The sequence below is a fragment of the Streptomyces sp. NPDC008092 genome, assembly GCF_042957285.1.
In the GTDB taxonomy this organism is placed as follows: domain Bacteria; phylum Actinomycetota; class Actinomycetes; order Streptomycetales; family Streptomycetaceae; genus Streptomyces.
In genome coordinates this window covers 45275-63078 of record NZ_JBIBHY010000017.1, presented here as the reverse complement: position 1 = coordinate 63078, position 17804 = coordinate 45275, and the positions used below count along the sequence as shown (strand labels likewise).

19 protein-coding genes and 6 tRNA genes are annotated in these 17804 nt (G+C 71.0%); 10 read left to right on the top strand and 15 right to left on the bottom strand.

Going from position 1 to position 17804, the window contains the following annotated elements:
- Positions 1 to 16: 16 nt before the first annotated feature.
- The 5 genes from ACFZB3_RS40995 to ACFZB3_RS40975 all read right to left on the bottom strand — a co-directional run bounded on the left by ACFZB3_RS40995 (position 17) and on the right by ACFZB3_RS40975 (position 4432).
- The gene (locus tag ACFZB3_RS40995) at positions 17 to 904 is read right to left on the bottom strand and encodes an ABC transporter permease subunit (RefSeq protein ID WP_391386341.1); all 888 of its coding nucleotides are present in this window, start codon (positions 902 to 904) and stop codon (positions 17 to 19) included.
- The gene (locus ACFZB3_RS40990) at positions 901 to 1863 is read right to left on the bottom strand and encodes an ABC transporter permease subunit (protein WP_391386336.1); all 963 of its coding nucleotides are present in this window, start codon (positions 1861 to 1863) and stop codon (positions 901 to 903) included. The genes ACFZB3_RS40995 and ACFZB3_RS40990 overlap by 4 nt, the downstream gene beginning before the upstream one ends.
- 11 nt (positions 1864 to 1874) lie before the next feature.
- On the bottom strand, positions 1875 to 3161 hold the full coding sequence (locus tag ACFZB3_RS40985; RefSeq protein WP_391386333.1) for an extracellular solute-binding protein: 1287 nt from the start codon (positions 3159 to 3161) through the stop codon (positions 1875 to 1877).
- A 658-nt stretch (positions 3162 to 3819) separates the two neighbouring features.
- Positions 3820 to 3891 (bottom strand) — tRNA-Val (locus ACFZB3_RS40980).
- A gap of 76 nt (positions 3892 to 3967) precedes the next feature.
- On the bottom strand, positions 3968 to 4432 hold the full coding sequence (locus ACFZB3_RS40975) for a TIGR02611 family protein (RefSeq protein ID WP_391386330.1): 465 nt from the start codon (positions 4430 to 4432) through the stop codon (positions 3968 to 3970).
- A 191-nt stretch (positions 4433 to 4623) separates the two neighbouring features.
- Between ACFZB3_RS40975 and ACFZB3_RS40970 the strand changes: the two genes are divergently transcribed.
- A complete protein-coding gene (locus ACFZB3_RS40970; RefSeq protein WP_004002642.1) occupies positions 4624 to 5037 on the top strand; it encodes an SsgA family sporulation/cell division regulator in 414 nt (137 codons plus the stop codon).
- Positions 5038 to 5306: 269 nt separating this feature from the next.
- Complete coding sequence (locus tag ACFZB3_RS40965) at positions 5307 to 5867, top strand: CGNR zinc finger domain-containing protein (RefSeq protein WP_391386327.1); 561 nt, start codon at positions 5307 to 5309, stop codon at positions 5865 to 5867.
- 119 nt (positions 5868 to 5986) lie between these two features.
- On the opposite strand, the gene ACFZB3_RS40960 is transcribed toward ACFZB3_RS40965, so the two are convergent.
- Together ACFZB3_RS40960 and ACFZB3_RS40955 are read right to left on the bottom strand one after the other, a co-directional pair.
- Positions 5987 to 6139 carry a hypothetical protein gene (locus ACFZB3_RS40960; protein ID WP_167450005.1) on the bottom strand — a complete coding sequence of 51 codons (153 nt, stop codon included), beginning with the start codon at positions 6137 to 6139 and terminating at the stop codon, positions 5987 to 5989.
- 257 nt (positions 6140 to 6396) lie between these two features.
- Positions 6397 to 6852, bottom strand: coding sequence for a hypothetical protein (locus tag ACFZB3_RS40955; RefSeq protein ID WP_391386324.1), 456 nt, complete (start codon positions 6850 to 6852; stop codon positions 6397 to 6399).
- A 242-nt stretch (positions 6853 to 7094) separates the two neighbouring features.
- On the opposite strand from ACFZB3_RS40955, the gene ACFZB3_RS40950 reads away from it, so the two are divergent.
- Entirely contained in the window at positions 7095 to 7613 is a 519-nt protein-coding gene (locus ACFZB3_RS40950) for a DsbA family protein (RefSeq protein WP_391386321.1), read from the top strand.
- Positions 7614 to 7704: 91 nt separating this feature from the next.
- Here ACFZB3_RS40950 and ACFZB3_RS40945 read toward each other — a convergent pair whose 3' ends face one another.
- From ACFZB3_RS40945 to ACFZB3_RS40935, 3 genes are all read right to left on the bottom strand, one after another.
- On the bottom strand, positions 7705 to 8529 hold the full coding sequence (locus tag ACFZB3_RS40945) for a GNAT family N-acetyltransferase (protein ID WP_391386318.1): 825 nt from the start codon (positions 8527 to 8529) through the stop codon (positions 7705 to 7707).
- Between the two features lie 72 nt (positions 8530 to 8601).
- Positions 8602 to 9423, bottom strand: coding sequence for an aminotransferase class IV (locus ACFZB3_RS40940; RefSeq protein ID WP_391386315.1), 822 nt, complete (start codon positions 9421 to 9423; stop codon positions 8602 to 8604).
- Positions 9424 to 9506: 83 nt separating this feature from the next.
- Positions 9507 to 10577: a chorismate-binding protein gene (locus ACFZB3_RS40935; RefSeq protein ID WP_391386312.1), complete on the bottom strand. Its 1071-nt coding sequence runs from the start codon at positions 10575 to 10577 to the stop codon at positions 9507 to 9509.
- Positions 10578 to 10755: 178 nt separating this feature from the next.
- Between ACFZB3_RS40935 and ACFZB3_RS40930 the strand changes: the two genes are divergently transcribed.
- The 5 genes from ACFZB3_RS40930 (at position 10756) to ACFZB3_RS40910 (ending at position 11225) form a co-directional block, all read left to right on the top strand.
- Positions 10756 to 10828: transfer RNA gene (locus ACFZB3_RS40930), tRNA-Gly, on the top strand.
- A gap of 38 nt (positions 10829 to 10866) precedes the next feature.
- Positions 10867 to 10940 (top strand) — tRNA-Cys (locus tag ACFZB3_RS40925).
- Position 10941: 1 nt separating this feature from the next.
- A tRNA-Val gene (locus tag ACFZB3_RS40920) sits at positions 10942 to 11013 on the top strand.
- 34 nt (positions 11014 to 11047) lie between these two features.
- A tRNA-Val gene (locus ACFZB3_RS40915) sits at positions 11048 to 11119 on the top strand.
- 34 nt (positions 11120 to 11153) lie between these two features.
- Positions 11154 to 11225, top strand: a tRNA-Val gene (locus ACFZB3_RS40910).
- Between the two features lie 50 nt (positions 11226 to 11275).
- Here the strand turns inward: ACFZB3_RS40910 and ACFZB3_RS40905 are convergent.
- From ACFZB3_RS40905 to ACFZB3_RS40890, 4 genes are all read right to left on the bottom strand, one after another.
- A complete protein-coding gene (locus tag ACFZB3_RS40905; protein ID WP_391386309.1) occupies positions 11276 to 11581 on the bottom strand; it encodes a zf-TFIIB domain-containing protein in 306 nt (101 codons plus the stop codon).
- A gap of 154 nt (positions 11582 to 11735) precedes the next feature.
- On the bottom strand, positions 11736 to 12656 hold the full coding sequence (locus ACFZB3_RS40900; RefSeq protein WP_391386306.1) for a phosphotransferase: 921 nt from the start codon (positions 12654 to 12656) through the stop codon (positions 11736 to 11738).
- Between the two features lie 416 nt (positions 12657 to 13072).
- On the bottom strand, positions 13073 to 13249 hold the full coding sequence (locus tag ACFZB3_RS40895) for a hypothetical protein (RefSeq protein ID WP_123978469.1): 177 nt from the start codon (positions 13247 to 13249) through the stop codon (positions 13073 to 13075).
- Between the two features lie 209 nt (positions 13250 to 13458).
- Positions 13459 to 13734: a hypothetical protein gene (locus ACFZB3_RS40890; RefSeq protein ID WP_189264682.1), complete on the bottom strand. Its 276-nt coding sequence runs from the start codon at positions 13732 to 13734 to the stop codon at positions 13459 to 13461.
- Positions 13735 to 13930: 196 nt separating this feature from the next.
- On the opposite strand from ACFZB3_RS40890, the gene ACFZB3_RS40885 reads away from it, so the two are divergent.
- Positions 13931 to 15256 (top strand): protein kinase, encoded by a 1326-nt coding sequence (locus tag ACFZB3_RS40885; protein WP_391386302.1) that lies wholly within the window; start codon positions 13931 to 13933, stop codon positions 15254 to 15256.
- Between the two features lie 103 nt (positions 15257 to 15359).
- On the opposite strand, the gene ACFZB3_RS40880 is transcribed toward ACFZB3_RS40885, so the two are convergent.
- The gene (locus tag ACFZB3_RS40880; RefSeq protein ID WP_391386298.1) at positions 15360 to 16847 is read right to left on the bottom strand and encodes an aldehyde dehydrogenase family protein; all 1488 of its coding nucleotides are present in this window, start codon (positions 16845 to 16847) and stop codon (positions 15360 to 15362) included.
- 142 nt (positions 16848 to 16989) lie between these two features.
- On the opposite strand from ACFZB3_RS40880, the gene ACFZB3_RS40875 reads away from it, so the two are divergent.
- Positions 16990 to 17751: an SDR family oxidoreductase gene (locus tag ACFZB3_RS40875; protein ID WP_391386295.1), complete on the top strand. Its 762-nt coding sequence runs from the start codon at positions 16990 to 16992 to the stop codon at positions 17749 to 17751.
- The last annotated feature ends 53 nt before the right edge of the window (positions 17752 to 17804 follow it).

Below are 17804 nucleotides of genomic sequence, written 5' to 3'. Positions count from 1 at the left end.
GTCGGCCACGACGTCATCAGCCCTTCAGTCCGGAGGTCGCCATTCCGTCGATCAGATAGCGCTGGAAGGCGAGGAAGAACAGCAGCACGGGCAGCAGCGCGACCAGGGACATGGCGATCATCCCGCCGTAGTTGGCGGCCACGCCGTCCGAGTCGCGGAACATCATCAGGCCCAGCGAGACCGTGTACTTCCCGGGCTCGTTGAGATAGATCAGCGGTCCCATGAAGTCGTTCCAGGCGTTGATGAAGGTGAAGATCGCGCTGGTGATGAGGGCGGGCCGGCACAGCGGCAGCACGATCGACCAGTAGATGCGGAAGTGCCCGCAGCCGTCGAGCCGGGCCGCCTCGTCGAGTTCCCTGGGCAGGTTCCGCATGAACTGCACCATCAGGAAGACGAAGAACGCCTCGGTGGCGAGGTACTTCCCGATCAGCAGCGGGACGTAGGTGTTGATCCAGCCCAGCTTCTGGAACATCACGTACTGCGGGATCAGCAGGACGTGGTACGGCAGGAGCAGGGTGCCGATCATCAGGGAGAAGAGCAGGTTGCGGCCGGCGAAGCGGATGCGGGCGAAGGCGTAGGCGGTGAGGGAGCAGGAGACCAGCACGCCGACGACGGCGCCGACGGCGTAGAAGAGGGAGTTCTGGAAGAACGTCCAGATGCTGATGTCCGCTATGCCGTCGGCGAGGCCCTTGAAGTTGGAGAGGATCGGGTGGGCCGGGAACAGCTGGAGGCTGTTGATGATGTCCTTGCTGGGCTTGAACGACGCGCCGATCACCCAGACCACCGGGTAGAGGATGACGGCGAGGATCAGCAGGGCGCCCAGGTGCCAGCCGAGGGACCCGGTCCGGCGGCGGTTCAGCGGGGAGCGGTCCAGCAGGGACGGCTTGGTGGCGGTCGCGGTCATCGGGCGTCCTCCTCGTAGTGCACCCACTTCTTCTGGGACCAGAAGAGGACGGCCGTCACCAGGGCCACGGCCAGCAGCAGCATCCAGGCCATCGCGGCGGCGAAGCCCATCTGGGCGTTCCTGAAGCCCTGCTCGTAGAGGTAGCAGGTGTAGACGAGCGTGGCGTCGGCCGGTCCGCAGCTGCCGTTGGAGACGACGTACGCCGAGCCGAAGATCTGGAAGGAGTGGATGGTCTCCAGGAGCACGTTGAAGAACAGCACCGGGGAGATCATCGGCAGGGTGATGCTCCAGAACCTGCGCAGCGGTCCGGCGCCGTCCATCTCGGCCGCCTCGTACAGTTCCCTGGGCACCTGCTTCAGGCCTGCCAGGAAGATGACCATGGGCGCGCCGAACTGCCACACGGTCAGTGCGACCAGGCAGTACAGCACCCAGTCCGCGTTGCCGACCCAGCCGCCGACGTGCCAGCCGAAGAAGGACTGGGTACGGTCCACGATCGCGCCGTCGGAGAAGAGCGACCGCCAGACGAAGCCGACCGAGACGCTCGCGCCGATGAGCGAGGGGGCGTAGAAGGCGGCCCGGTAGAAGGCCTGGCCGCGTCGGCTCTGGGCGAGGAGCATCGCGACCCCGAGGGCGAGGAGCAGCTTGAGCGGGGTGCCGATGACCACGTACTTCGCGGTCACCTCCACCGACTTCTGCCAGCGGGGGTCGTCGAACATCTTGGTGAAGTTGTCGAACCCGACCCACTTCGGGGTGTTGAAGAGGTTGTAGTCGGTGAACGCGAAGTAGAGCGAGGCGACCATCGGGCCCGCGGTCAGCAGCAGGAAGCCCGCGATCCACGGGGACATGAAGAGGTAGCCGGCGAGGTTCTCGCGCCGGCGGCCCGGCCGCCGCCCCGTGGCGGCGGTGGCGGCCGAACGCGTCCCGCGCGCGGCGGGCAGGGAGTCCTTGACGAGCGTCACGGCAGGCCCCGTCACGCCTGGAAGGCGGCCTCGGACTCGGTGAAGAACTGCTTCACCGCGTCGGAGACCTTGGTCTTGCCCTGGCCGAGGTCGCCGCCGATGCGCAGGAAGGCGGCCTCGATGGTGTCGGCACCGGAGGGGTGCGGGGTGATGGTGCCGAGGACACCGGCCTTGGCGGTGTCGTCCTCGTACTGCGCGATCTCCTTGTTCACCGGGTCCGTGGGCTTGAACGCCGCGTACTGCTGGGTGCTCGCGAGGATGCCCCGGTCGTAGCCCATGATCGTGCCGACCTCGGGGTCGTGGACCATGAAGTCGATGAACTGCGCGACCTCCTTCGGATGCGCGGTACGGGCGGAGGCGCTCAGCATCAGCGAGGCGAGGTACTGCCCGGTGTGCTTGCCGTCCATGGTCGGGATCGGGGCGAGGCCGTAGGTGCTGCTGCCCTCCGCCGAGTAGCGGACGGTGAAGTTGTCCCAGGTGAACTCGGAGGCGCCGTGGCCGGCGGAGAGGGAGGACTTGGGGAAGTCCTGGGCCACGGTCTTCGGGTCGGTGACGATGCCGGCCTTGACACGGTTGTAGCCGTCGGTCCACCACTCCGTCAGGTCGGCCTTGTCGAAACCGAGTCCGTCGTCGGTGTAGAAGGCCTTGCCGTTCTGGCGGAGGTAGAGGTCGTACAGGTACATGATCGTGAAGTAGCCGGTGTCCCCCGCGACCTTGGTCCTGTCGTGGATGGTCTTCAGGGCCTTGAAGTAGTCGTCCCAGGTCCAGCCCGGTTGCGGCTCGACGCGGGCCTTCTCGAAGACCTTCTTGTCGATGACCAGCGCCATGGTGTTGGAGCCGACGGGGACGCCGAGCTGCTTTCCGTCGACCTCGCCGACCTTGGTGACCCCGGCCCGGAAGTGATCCAGGCTCAGATTTCCTGCCTGAACCTGTGACTTGAGGTCGAGGAGAATTCCTCGCTTGTCGTACTTCCGGAGAAAGGTGACGGCATTTTGGAAAACGTCCGGGGGATTTCCGCCGGCGGCCTGGGTCTGGAACTTCTCCCAGAACGACGCATACGTCTGAAAGTCGGTCTTGACCTTGATCTTCGGGTACTTCTTCTCGAAGAGCGCGATGGTCTTGTTGATCTTCTGTGCGCGCTCCTCGGCGCCCCACCACGAGTAACGGATCGTCACCGTTCCGTCCCCGGAGCCGCTGCCGCCTCCGCACCCGGCCGTCGCGGCGAGCCCGAGCGCGGCCGCCGAGGCCCCGGCCGCCTTCAGGATGGTCCGCCTCTCCACATTCCTGCTGGTTCCCACAGTCGGGCCCCTCCCCGCAGCGTCGCCGACGCCTGCATGAATCGTTTCAAGTAAGCGCTTGCTGGCACAAGTTACGGAGGGGCCGGTGAGGCGTCAATGATTCGGACAGGAATTTCTTGTGGGCGGGGCCGGAGGGACGGGACGGGGCGGCGGGACCGCGAGCGGTGCGCGGCGGGTGACATCACAGGTGAGGGGCGTGCGGTCGGGGGGCCGAACGCGAAGTGGCCCGCGGGAGGCGCGGGTTACGGGTTGGCCTCGGCGAGCGGGGTGGCGGGGCGACGGGGAGGCGGGACGGGCGATCGCGGGGGGGAGAGAGAAGGCCGGAGGAAGGGGAGGGAGGGTCCGGGTCCGGGTCCGGATGCGGATGCGGGTGCGGGTCCGGATGCGGGTCCGGATGCGGGTCCAGGTCCCGATGCGAGTGCGGGTTCGGATGCAGCTCCGGCTGCGGGTGCGGGTGGGCGAGGCAGGCAGAGGTCGGAGGTATGAGGACCCGCGCGCTCCGTGCCGCCCCGGGCACCGACCCGAGGCAGGCCACGTACTGACCGTGACCATGGCCGGCGCCGCCACCGCATCCGGGCGACAACGGCCGCGGGCCCCGCCGGGCCCCGGAAACGACCTCGGCCCACCTGCTCTCTCGCAGGTGGGCCGAGGTTCCGGGTGGGCGATACTGGGTTCGAACCAGTGACCTCTTCGGTGTGAACGAAGCGCTCTCCCACTGAGCTAATCGCCCGGGCGCAGGAAGAACATTACCCCATGTCAGGGGGTGCCCCCGACCAGTCGCCGGGGGCCCGCGGCCGGCGGCCGGATCACTCCTCGATCTTCCAGGGCATCACTATCCCGAACCGGGACAGGTAGATCCCGGCCATGACGGCGACGACCACCAGGCCGATCGTCGTGAGCGTGATGTTGCGGCGGCGCACCTTGGGGTCGAGGGCCTTCTGGGCCGCCTCCGTGACCTTGCGCTTCGTCCAGCGCAGCACCAGCTGGGCCCAGACGAACTCGGTCGCCCAGATCGCCATGCCACCGAAGATGATCACCCAGCCCGGCCCCGGCAACGGCAGCAGGACGATGCCCACGGCCACCACCGCCAGGCCGACCGCGAAAACGCCGACCTGCCAGCTCAGGTGCAGTGCCCGGCGCGCCTTGACGAACCCGGGCGCCCGCGATCCGAGCCCCCGCTCGTCACGCGCCCGGTCCGTCGTCGACCCGTCCACCTGGCTCCCGTCCGAGGCCACGGCGGCCTCGCCCGGTTCGTTACTCCCCGTATTCATACGACCAAACCCTACCTGAGCGATTCCGGTCACCGGAATGGTCGTAGATCGCGTCCGGGTTCTCGGCCGGAAGAGTTACGTAAACACACGCAAAACACTCAGAGGGGTTTACAACGGCACCGTAGGTGGCATGTCGATTTCGCCGACGTGCGAATCCCCGAGCGCACACTGAGCGAAAGGCCCTGGCGCTTATGAACACCACGGTCAGCTGCGAGCTGCACCTGCGCCTCGTTGTGTCGAGCGAGTCATCCCTGCCTGTCCCCGCAGGCCTGCGGTACGACACGGCCGACCCCTACGCCGTGCACGCCACCTTCCACACCGGAGCCGAGGAGACCGTCGAGTGGGTGTTCGCCCGCGACCTCCTCGCCGAGGGGCTACACCGCCCCACCGGCACCGGCGACGTCCGCGTCTGGCCGTCCCGCAGTCACGGTCAGGGCGTCGTGTGCATTGCCCTGAGCTCTCCGGAAGGGGAGGCCCTGCTGGAAGCCCCGGCGCGGGCTCTGGAGTCCTTCCTGAAGCGAACGGACGCCGCCGTGCCGCCCGGCACGGAACACCGCCACTTCGATCTCGATCAGGAGCTCTCGCACATCCTGGCGGAGAGCTGAGGGGACGCCCCCTGCAAGCCGCCCGGCGCCGTCCACTCGGGGAGACGGCTCGGGCCTAGACAACCGCATACGGCAGCACCGTCGCCGCCACCGTGTTCGGTCACGGGGCGGCGCCGGTGTGTCCGCGCGCCGTGGAACCGCCGGCGGGCGGTACGCGTTGTACCGGACAGTCACGAGTGGGACAGGGCCCGGTGCGGGGCCGCCGTATGTCGCTACCATCGGCCACCATCGGCGGGCGCCCGCCCGACCCTCAGGCCAGGGAGCGAAACGTGCTGATCACCCACGACACCCGGTGTTCTCTCGACGCCGTGGTGGATCTGGTGAACACCGTGCCGGAGGACGACGCGGCGGTGGACGGACTGCCCGATGTCGCTGCCCTCCAGGATTTCGTACGAAACCACGACATCAGCGATGTGGGCATGCTGTCGGAGTTCGACCTGTCGGCAGTGCGCAAGATCCGCGGACGGTTCGCGGGCATCTTCGCCGCCCCGGACGCCCGGACCGCCGCCGGGATGATCAACGAGCTGGTCGCGGCCGCCGGCACCACGCCCCGGCTCACGGACCACGACGGCTACGACTGGCATGTGCACTACTTCGCGCCCGGCGCCTCGGTGGCCGACCATCTCGCCGCCGACTGCGGGATGGCCCTCGCGTTCTTCGTCGTCGCCGGGGAGCAGGAGCGGCTGCGGCGCTGCGAGGCCCCGGACTGCCGGCGCGCCTTCGTCGACCTCTCGCGCAACCGTTCGCGTCGTTACTGTGACAGCCGGACCTGCGGAAACCGCCTGCATGTCGCCGCGTACCGGGCACGCCGCAAGGAGGCGGCGGGCTGACCGGAGAGACGCCGGGGACGGGGTGCCACGGCGGTATCACCGAGGGTGCGGATGGATCACCGACGGTAGGGATGCCGACGCCGGTCCCGGCGGGTGGCGCCGGGACGGGCGGGTACGGCTCACAGCCACAGCAGGTCGTGCAGCGCAGCCATGAGGAGCAGACACCCGATCACCGCTAGGAAGATCATCAGCGGTGGCTGGGAAAGGGCGAAGAGGCACCCGCGGGGCTCGTCCTTCGGCGGCGCGGCCTCGCTCTGTTTCGTGTCCAGCATCTCGCGGCGATGATGTCCCAGCGGGCACCCGCCGCGCGATCAACACGCCCGGAATGGGCGGGAGTTCGCCGAATTCCGTGATGTCCGTTTCGCTTCCGCCCGTCCCGTGAACACTTCCGCACGCACCGCAGACGCACTGTGTCGTTTCAATGCCTCATGTGACTGTCATATGCATGCGCCCACAACCCGGCTGAACAGCGCCGCGCCGGCGGTACTGCCGGGCGCGGTCCGCGCGCCCCGTCCGCCGCCGCGGCGTGTCATATTCCGTGCTTCTTGAGGATGGCCTCGATGTCGCTGAAGTCGTCACCCGAGCCGGTGCTGCGGGGCGCCGTCGCGGGCCCGGCCGCCTGGCGGGTGGCCGGACTCAGGGACGGTGCCGAGGCGGCAGGGGCGACGGCGTCGCGCCGAGCGCCCCGGGAGGCGGCCTTGCGCTCGGCACGGGTGCCACGGGTGCCGCCGCGCCGGCGCTCCACGGCGCGGGTGGTGGCGAACAGGGCCCAGGCCGCGCCGAGCACACCGAAGCCCGCCCAGGCGGTGGGGCTGAAGGCGGTGTCGGCGAGCCAGCCGACCACGCCGGTCATCACCAGGCCGACGGGGACGAGGGAGTAGGCGGCGATGCGGGCCGCTGCCAGGAACCGCTTGCGATAGGCGGTGACCACGGCGATGCCCAGGCCTGCCGCGGACACGGCGGAACAGACTGTCTCGGCGATCATCCGGTCCTCCTGCGGGCTGGGTCGGGCGGGGCGGCGGGCGGAGTGCGTGCGCTGTGTCGCCCCTTCCATCGTGCACCGCCCGGCCCGTGCGATCCATGCCCAGGCCCGACAATCAGGGGCATCTCGGGGTCCTCTCCGGGGCGCCTCCACCCCAGGGACGAGCCACGGCCCCACCTTCTCCCGGCCCCCGGCCTCACTGTCCCGATTCGGTGGACGGAGCGCGGCCTGGAAGACTGGTCGGCATGAACGACTCCCCCGCGCCCACCGACGTCCCGGTCCTCGACATCTGGTGTGAACTCCAGTGTTCCGACTGCCGCAGCGCCCTGGACGACCTCCGCGCCCTGCGTGCCCGGTACGGTGACCGGCTGGAGCTGCGGCTGCGGCACTTCCCGCTGGAGAAGCACAAGCACGCCTTCGCCGCCGCGCAGGCCGCCGAGGAGGCCCTGGAGCAGGGCAAGGGCTGGGAGTACGTCGAGGCGGTCCTCGGCCGTGTCGAGGAGCTGGACCGCAGGGGCGAGCCGTTCCTGGTCGAGGTGGCCGGCGAACTGGGTCTGGACGCCGAGGAGTTCGACACCGCGCTGGTCGACGGACGGCACATCCTGATCGTGGACGCCGACCAGGCCGAGGGCAAGGCCATCGGCGTGACCGGCACCCCGACGTACGTCATCGGCGGCGAGCGCCTCGACGGCGGCAAGAGCCAGGAGGGCCTGCGGGAGCGCGTGGAGCAGATCGCGGACCAGCTGCTGACCGCACAGGGGTGACCGCCCCGGTCCGTATCCGGGTCCGTATCCGGGTCCGGGTCCAGATCCCGGTCCCGACCCCGACCCCGACCCCGGCCCTCAGATCAGGTCCTCAGATCAGGTCCTTGTAGAAGGAGTACGAGCGCACGACGTACCCCAGCGACTCGTAGAGCCGCTCGGCCGGGGTGTTGCCGGCGAACACGTTGAGAGCCAGGACGTGCTTTCCGGCGGCGATCGTCTGTGCCTCCGCCAGCAGCATGAGGGTGCGGCCGTGCCCCTGGCCGCGGTGGGCGGAGTCGGTCTCGACTCTGTACACCCAGGCGTCGTCCGCGCGGAGGGCCAGCCAGAGAACGCCCACGCGCGTCCCCTCGTCTTCGAGGACGCTGAGCCGCAGGCCCTCCGTGGCGAGGCCCCGTGGCAGCAGCCGCGCGTGGTCGCGCCGTGACCCTTCCCACGCCTGGGCCTCGGGCACGCCCCGCTCGTTCCACACGCGCGCGTACTTCTCGGAGACGTCTGCGAGCCAGCCTTCGTACTCGGCTTCGGTCAGGTCCCGGACCCGGCTGCCCGACGGCAGCCCGGGCGGGGTGTCTCCGAGCCGCTTCTCCATGCCGCGGTTGCGCAGGACGTATCCGAGCGCCCGCACGAGGCGCAGGGCGGGCTCCGCGGCGGCGGGCACCTGCACCTCGATCTGCCGGCAGCCCCACCCGCGCGCCACCTCCTCCGCGGCGAGCGCGGCCACGGTACCCCGGCCTCGGCGGCGGTCGGGCTCCTCGATACGCAGGTCGACGATCCGGGCCACGCGGGCGCCGAGATTCGGCGAGGTGCCGAGGTGGAGGGTGCCGACGGGCCTGCTGTTCACGCACACCCGGAAGTGGCGGGAGGGCGCCCCGTCGGCGTCGTGCTGGAGCGGCTCGGTCGGCCGCAGGGTCGTGGTCATCAGGGGTGTTCTACCCGCCCGGGAGCCGTCGTCAGCCCGGCAGGGCCCGGTCCGGAAAAGCCCCCCGGGATCTCAGGGATCCAGGTCGTCGCCCGAGCGCTCGTCGAAGACGCGCATGGCCTTGGCGGTCACCGGGCCGGGGGCGCCGGGGAGTTCGCGGTCGTCGACGCGGTGCACGGCCTGGACGTCGCGCAGGGTGGAGGTGAGGAAGATCTCGTCCGCCCGCTCCAGGACGTCCAGGGGCAGGTCGGTCTCCCGGGCACCGGTCCACTCGACGGCCAGGGCGCGGGTGATGCCGGCCAGGCAGCCGGAGGCGACCGGCGGGGTGTGGAGCTCGCCGTCGAGGACGACGAAGACGTTGGAGCCGGTGCCCTCGCAGAGCTGCCCGACCGTGTTGGCGAACAGGGCCTCGGAGGCGCCGTGTTGGTGGGCGCGGGCCAGGGCGACGACGTTCTCGGCGTACGAGGTGGTCTTCAGGCCGGTGAGCGCTCCACGTTCGTTGCGGGTCCAGGGGACCGTGATGACGGCGGTGGAGTCGGCGCGGCGGCCGGTCTCGCCGAGGGCGACCACCAGGGTGGGGCCGCGGTCGCCGCGGTCGGAGCCGAGGGGGCCGTGGCCGCCGGTGTAGGTGATGCGCAGCCGGCCCAGCGGCATCGGGTTGGCCGCGAGGACCGCCTCGCAGGCCCGGCGGACCTCGTCGTGATCGGGGTCGGGCAGGCCGAGGCCGCGCGCCGAGCGGGTCAGCCGGTCGAGGTGGCGGGTGAGGGCGAAGGGCCGGCCCCCGGTCGCCTTCACGGTCTCGAAGATGCCGTCCCCCACGGTCAGCCCGTGGTCGAAGACGGAGACACGCGCGGACTCGACGTCCTGCAACCCGCCGTCCAACCAGATCTTCACTGCTCTCTACCTCACAAGTCAGCGCCGGATGCGTCGGCTGCGCCGGACCGGCCGGGGGTACGGGGGTGTGTCCCCGGGCCGGCTCAGCGCCCGGGACCCCCCTCGTTCAGGTCGTACGTACCCGACGCTACCGCGAGCAGCCGGGCGGCCTTCAGCTCGGTCTCCCGCCATTCACCCTCCGGGTCGGAACCCCAGGTGATCCCGGCACCGGTGCCGAACCGCAGCGCGTCCCCGTCCCCGTCGCCGGACCGGTCGATCCAGAAGGTACGGATTCCCACGGCCAGCTCGCCGGTGCCCCGGTCCGCGTCCACCCAGCCGATACCGCCGCAGTAGGGGCCGCGCGGCGCGGTCTCCAGGGCCTCGATGATCCGCAGGGCGCTCGACTTCGGCGCGCCGGTGACCGAGCCGGGCGGGAAGGCCGCGGCGAGCAGTTCGGGCCAGCCGGCGTCGGCGCGCAGCTCGCCCCGGACCGTGGAGACGAGATGGACCAGCCCCGGGTGCTTCTCCACGACGCACAGGTCGGGGACGGTCACGGTGCCGGTGGCGCAGACCCGCCCGATGTCGTTGCGGACCAGGTCCACGATCATCACGTTTTCGGCGTAGTCCTTCTCCAGGAGGTCCGCCTCGGTACGGCCGGTCCCCTTGATGGGGCCGCTCTCGACGGTCCGCCCCGTCCGGCGCAGGAACAGCTCGGGCGAGGCGGTGGCTATCTCCACCCCGTGCGCCGGCAGGCGAATCGTTCCGGCATACGGGGCCGGGTTGCCGCGGGCCAGCAGCGCGGTCAGGGCGTCCACGTCGGCGTCCGGGGCGACCGGCGCGGACAGCACGCGGCAGAGGTTGGCCTGGTACACCTCGCCGGCCGCGATGTGCTCACGGATCCGGCGCACCGCCGCCGTGTACGCGGCGTGGTCGAGCGACGACGCCCAGTCGCCGGCCGCCGGGCCCCACCACCCTCCCGGCACCGGCGCGGGCACCGGCTCCTCGCGTACCTCGCCGAACCGGGCGCAGGTCAGCCGGCCCTCGAAGTCCGCGCAGACGGCCCAGAAACCGGAGGAGTCGAGGGCCGCGGGATCGCTGGTCACATCGAGGAGTCCGGTGGCGACGCGGCCGCCGAACCGGGCGAGAGGGGGGTGATGAGAAGGACGACGGGACACGCCGTCGAGTCTATGGCGGGTGTCCTGGGGGTGGCCCGGGCATGTCGTCAAGAGGCCCCTGACCACGACATCCGCCGGGACCGGCGCAGCACGCTGCGCAAACGCGTTTTTGTGCTGGCCCGGGAATCCGCTAGAGTTCAACACGTCGCCGGGACGCGAGAGCGGACCGAAACGACAGGCGGACGTAGCTCAGTTGGTAGAGCGCAACCTTGCCAAGGTTGAGGTCGCGAGTTCGAGCCTCGTCGTCCGCTCGAAGGAACAAGGGGTCTTCCCGATCCCCTACACTCCTGGTGGAGTGGCCGAGAGGCGAGGCAACGGCCTGCAAAGCCGTCTACACGGGTTCAAATCCCGTCTCCACCTCCAAGGACGATTAGCTCAGCGGGAGAGCGCTTCCCTGACACGGAAGAGGTCACTGGTTCAATCCCAGTATCGTCCACTGGATCTTGGTCGGAAGGCCTTGGATCCGTCCCGCGCGATTAGCTCAGCGGGAGAGCGCTTCCCTGACACGGAAGAGGTCACTGGTTCAATCCCAGTATCGCGCACGCAGTGCCCGTGATCCCCGGATCACGGCCCCGAGGACGATTAGCTCAGCGGGAGAGCGCTTCCCTGACACGGAAGAGGTCACTGGTTCAATCCCAGTATCGTCCACACAGCAAAGAGCCCCGGCCGTCCCGTACGGCCGGGGCTTCTTCGTGCGCTCAGCTGGAGAACAGCATGTGCGCCCAGCTCTTGTGGCCCTGGTGACCGTGGCCGCCGTAGTGCCCGCCGTGACCGCCGCCGTGGTAGCCGCCACCGTGCGGGGCGCCCCAGGCCGGCGCGGGCGGGGCCGGGTACGCCTGCGGAGCCGGCGGCGGCACCGGCTTGGACCACTGCGCCTCCAGCTGGGTCAGCGCCTCCAGCTCGCCGTAGTCGAGGAAGATGCCCCGGCAGCCGCTGCACTGCTCGATCTGGACGCCGTTGCGGTTGTAGGTGTGCATCGGCGCATGACACTTCGGACACTGCATGGTCGGCTCAACTCCTCGCCGGTAAAAACTGCTTCGCGTTTCCCCCAGGACAGACTCCGTCCGTTCCCGGTCGGTTGCACCCTACTTCGGGAAATCGCGGGCCAACCGCCCGGGGACCGGGGTCGTTCGGGAGCTGTACGGAGTCATTCCGGGATCATTGCGGAGCCATCCGGGCACACGCGTCGATCAGGGACTGCTCGACCTCGTCCAGGGGGCGGTCCGCCGCGACGGCCTTGGCGAGGTAGCGCGCGCCCGTCTGGACGGTGAGAGCACGGGCCGGGACGTCCAGCGCCGACCAGGGGTCGCCGTCCTCCGGTACGGCCGGACCGCCCGCCGCGCGGTAGGCGGTGAGGAAACGGGTCCACTCGTCGGGCGGGAGGAGACCGCAGGCGTACCAGGACGCGGGGCGGGCGAGGTCCCAGGCGGGGACGCCGACGCCGAGGTCGTCCACGTCGATCAGCCGCCACGGACCGTCCGGCGCCGGGTGCCGGACCAGCTGGCCGAGGTGCAGGTCGCCGTGGCAGAGGGTGCGGGGGCCGGGCATCGGGGCCTCGCCGCGGGCCCACGGCGGCAGCGCGGACCAGGCGCGGAGAACGGGCGGCGCGGCGGGGTGGGCGTCCGCGCGGGCCAGGGCCGCCCTGAGCCGGGCCATCGCGTGGGCCGCCTTGGCGGGGCCGCGCATCGGGGGTGTGGTGGAGGTGGGCGGGGTGCGGTGGAGCAGGGCGAGGAGGGTGGCGGCGGCTTCCCAGGGGGCGGACTCCGGAGCGTCGGGGTCCACGGGGGCGCCGTACGGCCAGAGGGTGACGGGGCGGTCGTCGACGAAGGCGGCGGGGGCCGGGGCGAGGGGCGCGAGGAAGACGTCGGGGAGGCGGGTCGCGGTGGCCAGGCGGAGGGTGAGGGCGGTGGGGTCGGTGGCGGGGGCGTGAGCCTTGACGACGGTGTCCGCGTGGCGGAGGACCGTGGTGTCGGGGCGGTGGGCGAGAGTGGTGGTGCCGCAGGCGCAGGGGGTTGCCGGGCCGGGGTGGGCGGCGGCTCTGACCTTGGCGGTCAGCTGGGGCAGTACGTCTGCGGTCATGGGTCCCCCGGGAGGTGGTGCGGCTGTGCGGCTGTGCTGCGGTGAGGGTACGTGGGGGTGGTGGGCCGGGGTTCCCAGCCGGCCGGGGTGGGGGCTGGGGTACCGGGGTTTCGCTCACCCGCGCTTGCGGGGTGCCGCCGCGCCCACCCGTGCCGCCCTGGGGGCACCTCCCAGGCCCTTAAGGCACTGGGGGAGGCACGACTGCCCGCGGCTATGACTTTTAGGGGCGCGGGGAACTGCGCGACCAGCCCCCACCGGCCCGCAGACGAAACACGACCGCCGTCCCGGGAAAAAGCAATGCCGGCGCAGCTCCCCAGCTGCGCCGGCATTTTGCCGTCCGCCGCACCCCCGTCCCCACGGGGTTTCATGGGTTGATGTCCCCGCCCGGACCGCTCTTCCGGGCCTGGGGTCGCCGCTCAGCGCCCCAGCATCACTCCCACGGACGACGCCTGTGTGGCCACTGTCTCCCAGCCGTCGAAGACGACGAGGAGCAGGACCGCCAGGGGAAGGGCCATCAGCGTCGCCACCAGTGGGTGGCGGCGGCCCTGCCGGCGGGGGCGGGTGGTGTGTGTCCGCTGTGCCGTAAGGGCCATGGTCCCTCTCCTGACCGTGCTCAGTTGTCGTTGGCAGCGGCGGGTGTCTGACCTCGGGGGACGAGTGCTGCACCCGCCGCTTGACCTCAAATCTAGGCGCGTGCCACCTCGCGGACGTCATGCCCTCGTACCGAATCGCGGGCCTCCGAGAGGATGAGCCGTGACCTGCGGTCTACTCCCCTGGGTGGAGACGGGTCCTACGTCTCGTCCTACCCCTCGGGGTCTTCCCGGAGGGGGTGCCCGGTCCTTCCCGGTTTTTCCGAGCTGTCCTCGCGGGGCACCGGCTGCTCGACGAGGGCCAGGACCCGGGTCGCCATGAAGCGGGCGGTACGCACCACAGAGCCGTTTCGCGTGACTTCGCTCACTTCCACCACCCCTCGTCGTACCGCTGTCTCCACCCGGCGGCCCGCCCTGCTCGCCACCACCTCGTACGTACGGGTCGTGTCGCCGGCGTCCACGACTATCTCCACGCGGTCACCCTTCACAGCATCAATCCCCCTTCTGTGACGGCCTGTTGGAGCGCACGGGTGGTCAAAGGCGCCGATAACGGCGCCTTCCTGACCACTCCTCAAGTCTCCCACCCGGCACTGACAATCCATCGGGCCGAGAGGGCGCGGCCTCTGCGCACGGGCGGCCCGGTAAACGTAAGCTGTGCCACGTCATACGGACCGGGCAGCGGGGATGAACATGGCGATGATGCGCCTGAGGCGCGAGGACCCGCGCGTCGTCGGCTCGTTCAGGCTTCACAGAAGGCTCGGCGCCGGCGGTATGGGCGTGGTCTACCTCGGCTCCGACAAGAAGGGCCAGCGGGTCGCGCTGAAGGTGATCAGGCCCGATCTGGCGGAGGACCAGGAGTTCCGGTCCCGCTTCGCGCGTGAGGTCTCGGCGGCCCGGCGGATCAGGGGCGGCTGCACGGCACGGCTGGTCGCGGCGGATCTGGACGCCGAGCGGCCGTGGTTCGCCACCCAGTACGTGCCCGGGCCCTCGCTGCACGACAAGGTCGCCGACGACGGCCCGCTCGGGGCGGCGGACGCGGCGGCGGTCGGCGCGGCGCTCTCCGAGGGTCTGGTCGCCGTGCACGAGGCCGGGGTCGTGCACCGGGACCTCAAGCCGTCCAACATCCTGCTGTCCCCGAAGGGGCCGCGGATCATCGACTTCGGCATCGCCTGGGCCACCGGGGCCTCCACCCTCACCCACGTCGGCACGGCGGTGGGCTCCCCCGGGTTCCTCGCGCCGGAGCAGGTGCGTGGTGCGGCCGTCACCCCGGCCACGGACGTCTTCTCGCTCGGCGCGACCCTCGCCTACGCCTCGACCGGCGACTCGCCCTTCGGGCACGGCAGTTCCGAGGTGATGCTCTACCGGGTCGTGCACGAGGAGCCGCAGCTGCACGGGGTGCCGGACGCGCTGGCCCCGCTGGTGCGGGCCTGCCTGGCCAAGGACCCGGAGGAACGGCCGAGCACGCTCCAGCTGTCGCTCCGGCTGAAGGAGATCGCCGCGCGTGAGGCACAGGGGCTGGGCGACGTACGGCCGCCCGCGCCGCGTGCCGCGGAGGCGGACCGGCCCACCGGGCGGCTCACCGAGACCTACCCGTCGTATCCGACCTACCCGGAGCAGCAGCGCACCCAGCGCAGGCCGCAGTCCTCGTCGGGGGCCACGGGCGCGCCGGTGCGGGGCAACGCACCCTCGCGCGGCGGCAGCGGTCCGCGCCCGACCGGCGGTGTGCCGTCCCGGCCGAACGGCGCGCGGCCCACGCCCGCCCCGCGCGGCAGCGGCGCCCGGCCCGCGTCGCGCGGCGGCAGCGGGCGTCCGGGGCCGCGTCCGACGGGTACCGGCCGGCGGCCGGCCAATCCGCGGCTGCTGCGCCAGCGGCTGTTCGTGTTCGTCGTGGTCACCCTGCTGGTGACGCTGGGGATCGCGCTGGCGCAGGGCTGTTCCGGTCCGGCGCACGGGATGGGTGTGCCGGGCGGCGGTGCGGTACCCGCGAAGACCGTGGCCCTCAGGGAGTAGCGGGGCCCGCGTCCCGGGGCGGCCGGTGGTCACCGGAGCCCGGCCCGCCGGCACGGGGTCGGGGCGAGCCCGCGCCGGCGGCGGTCAGGTGCTGCCGTCCGGGTCAGGACAGGTCGGCGATGACCGTCTTGGTCTCCAGGTAGTTCTCCAGCACCGCGTGTCCCATCTCCCGGCCCCATCCGGACTGCTTGTAGCCGCCGAAGGGCAGGGCCGCGTCCAGGGCGTTCCAGGTGTTGACGAACACGGTGCCCGCGCGCATGGCGTCAGCCGTCCGGAAGGCCTTGCCGACGTCGCGGGTGAAGACCCCGGCGGCCAGGCCGTAGGGGTTGGCGCGCTCGACGGCCACGACGTCCTCCAGCCCGTCGAAGGGCAGGACCACCAGCACCGGGCCGAAGATCTCCTCGTCGACGATCCTCATGCCGGGTTCGGCCCCGGTGAAGATCGTGGGCGGCGCGAAGTACCCCGTCGCCGGCAGACTCTGGCCTCCGGTGTGCGGGACGGCCCCGTCGCGCACACCGGACGTCAGGTAGCCCCGGACCCGGTCGAGCTGCTCCCGGGACACGAGCGGGCCGAGCTGGGTCGCGGGGTCGGCGCCCACGCCGACGACGAGCCGGTTCATCTCGGCGACCAGGCCTTCCACCACCTGGTCCAGGACCGGTCGTTGCACGTACAGACGGGAGCCCGCCATGCAGGACTCGCCCTGGTTGAAGAAGATGGCGCCGGCCGAGGCGGCCACCGCGCGTGGCAGGTCGGCGTCGGCGTAGACGATGTTCGGGGACTTGCCGCCCAGTTCCAGGGTGAGTTTCTTGAGGTTGCCCGCCGAGGCCCGGACGATCTCCTTGCCGACCTCGGTGGAACCGGTGAAGGCGACCTTGTCGACGTCCGGGTGGGCCACCAGGGCCGCGCCCGTCGCGCCGTCGCCGGTCACGATGTTCACGACGCCGTCCGGGAACCCGGCCTCCTGGATCAGCTCGCCGAGCCGCAGCGCGCTCAGCGGTGTCTGCTCGGCGGGCTTGAGCACGACGGTGCAGCCGGCCGCCAGGGCCGGGGCCAGTTTCCAGGCGGCCATCATCAGGGGGAAGTTCCAGGGGATGATCTGGCCGACCACGCCGATGGGCTCCCGCGTGGTGTAGGAGAGGAAGCTGCCGGGCGGCGCGGCGGAGAACGGGATCGTGTTGCCCTCGATCTTGGTGGTCCAGCCGGACATGTAGTGGAACAGGTCGGCGGCCATCGGGATGTCCGCCAGCGCCGCGTAGGCCACCGGTTTCCCGTTGTCCCGGGACTCGGTCAGGGCGAGTTCCTCGGCGTGCTCCAGGACGAGGTCGCCGAGCCGGTGGATGAGCCGGCCCCGCTGCGACGGGGACAGCCGGCGCCACGGCGAGCCCGGTTCGAAGGCCGCGCGGGCGGCGCGGACGGCACGGTCCACGTCCGCGGTTCCGCCCAGCGGCACCGTGGTCAGCACCTCCTCCGTCGCGGGGTCCAGGGTCTCCAGGACGGCACCGTCGAGGGCGTCCGCCCAGACGCCGCCGACGAGCATCTTCCGCGGCGTCGTGGAAATTCCGGACGCGAGTCGTTCCGTCGTCACTGACATTCTCACACTCCATTCTCGGACACCTAGAAAATCGTCATACTGCGACCGGCTTGATTACTTGACAGCAACTACCGCCGGGCTATTCCATAACTCTGCCTGCAATGCAACCGCATTCCCGGCTCCCTGGACGCGAGGAGATCCGATGAGCGACGCATCCGAAAAACCCGTGGCCCTGGTCACCGGAGCCGGCCGGGGAATAGGCCGGGCGACCGCGGCACTGCTCGCCGAGCGCGGCTACTTCGTGGTCGCCGTGGACCAGGACGAGTCCGCGGAGACCACGGCTCGTTCGGTCGGCGGGACCGGCGTCCGCTGCGACGTGCGCGACGCCGCGGGGCTCCGGTCCCTGGCGGCGGGTCTCGACCGGCTCGACCTGTTGGTCAACAACGCCGGCGTATGGACCTTCAGCTCGCTGGAGGAAATCGACGTCGAGCATTTCCGCCGCGTTCTCGATGTCAATGTCCTCGGCAATCTGCTCTGCACCCAGATTTTCGCTCCGCTCATCGCACGCAGCGGCGGCGGGGCCATTGTGAACGTCACCTCCTTCCTCGCCGAGACCGCCCGCGCCAATTCCGGTGTATATCCCGCGGCAAAGGCTGCCGTCATCGCCCTCACCAAACAGGCGGCCGCCGAGTACGCCGACGCCGGAATTCGCGTCAACGCGGTCGGCCCCGGCCTCATCCGCACCGAGGGGGCCGCCAACCTCTTCGGCCCGGACCCGGCCGAGCACGCCCGGCGCGGTGCGTACCTCCCGCTCGGCCGGCTCGGCGAGGCCGACGACATCGCCGGTGTGATCGCCTTCCTGGGATCCGCCGAGGCCCGTTACATCACCGGGCAGACGCTGTACGCGGACGGCGGCATCGGCGTCGGCACCATGCGGTTCCTCCACCAGGCCTGGACGCCGTGACCCCGGTCAGGACGGCCGGGCAGGAGCGCTCCTGCCCGGCCGTCCTGGCCGGC

Coding starts and splice junctions, on each gene's coding strand:
- ACFZB3_RS40905 (WP_391386309.1), bottom strand. CDS start 11,581: ATGCAGTGTCCGAAGTGTCATGCGCCGATGCACACCTACAACCGCAAC.
- ACFZB3_RS40875 (WP_391386295.1), top strand. CDS start 16,990: ATGAGCGACGCATCCGAAAAACCCGTGGCCCTGGTCACCGGAGCCGGC.
- ACFZB3_RS40945 (WP_391386318.1), bottom strand. CDS start 8,529: ATGACCACGACCCTGCGGCCGACCGAGCCGCTCCAGCACGACGCCGAC.
- ACFZB3_RS40885 (WP_391386302.1), top strand. CDS start 13,931: ATGAACATGGCGATGATGCGCCTGAGGCGCGAGGACCCGCGCGTCGTC.
- ACFZB3_RS40960 (WP_167450005.1), bottom strand. CDS start 6,139: ATGCTGGACACGAAACAGAGCGAGGCCGCGCCGCCGAAGGACGAGCCC.
- ACFZB3_RS40950 (WP_391386321.1), top strand. CDS start 7,095: ATGAACGACTCCCCCGCGCCCACCGACGTCCCGGTCCTCGACATCTGG.
- ACFZB3_RS40970 (WP_004002642.1), top strand. CDS start 4,624: ATGAACACCACGGTCAGCTGCGAGCTGCACCTGCGCCTCGTTGTGTCG.
- ACFZB3_RS40995 (WP_391386341.1), bottom strand. CDS start 904: ATGACCGCGACCGCCACCAAGCCGTCCCTGCTGGACCGCTCCCCGCTG.
- ACFZB3_RS40900 (WP_391386306.1), bottom strand. CDS start 12,656: ATGACCGCAGACGTACTGCCCCAGCTGACCGCCAAGGTCAGAGCCGCC.
- ACFZB3_RS40880 (WP_391386298.1), bottom strand. CDS start 16,847: ATGTCAGTGACGACGGAACGACTCGCGTCCGGAATTTCCACGACGCCG.
- ACFZB3_RS40895 (WP_123978469.1), bottom strand. CDS start 13,249: ATGGCCCTTACGGCACAGCGGACACACACCACCCGCCCCCGCCGGCAG.
- ACFZB3_RS40955 (WP_391386324.1), bottom strand. CDS start 6,852: ATGATCGCCGAGACAGTCTGTTCCGCCGTGTCCGCGGCAGGCCTGGGC.
- ACFZB3_RS40975 (WP_391386330.1), bottom strand. CDS start 4,432: ATGAATACGGGGAGTAACGAACCGGGCGAGGCCGCCGTGGCCTCGGAC.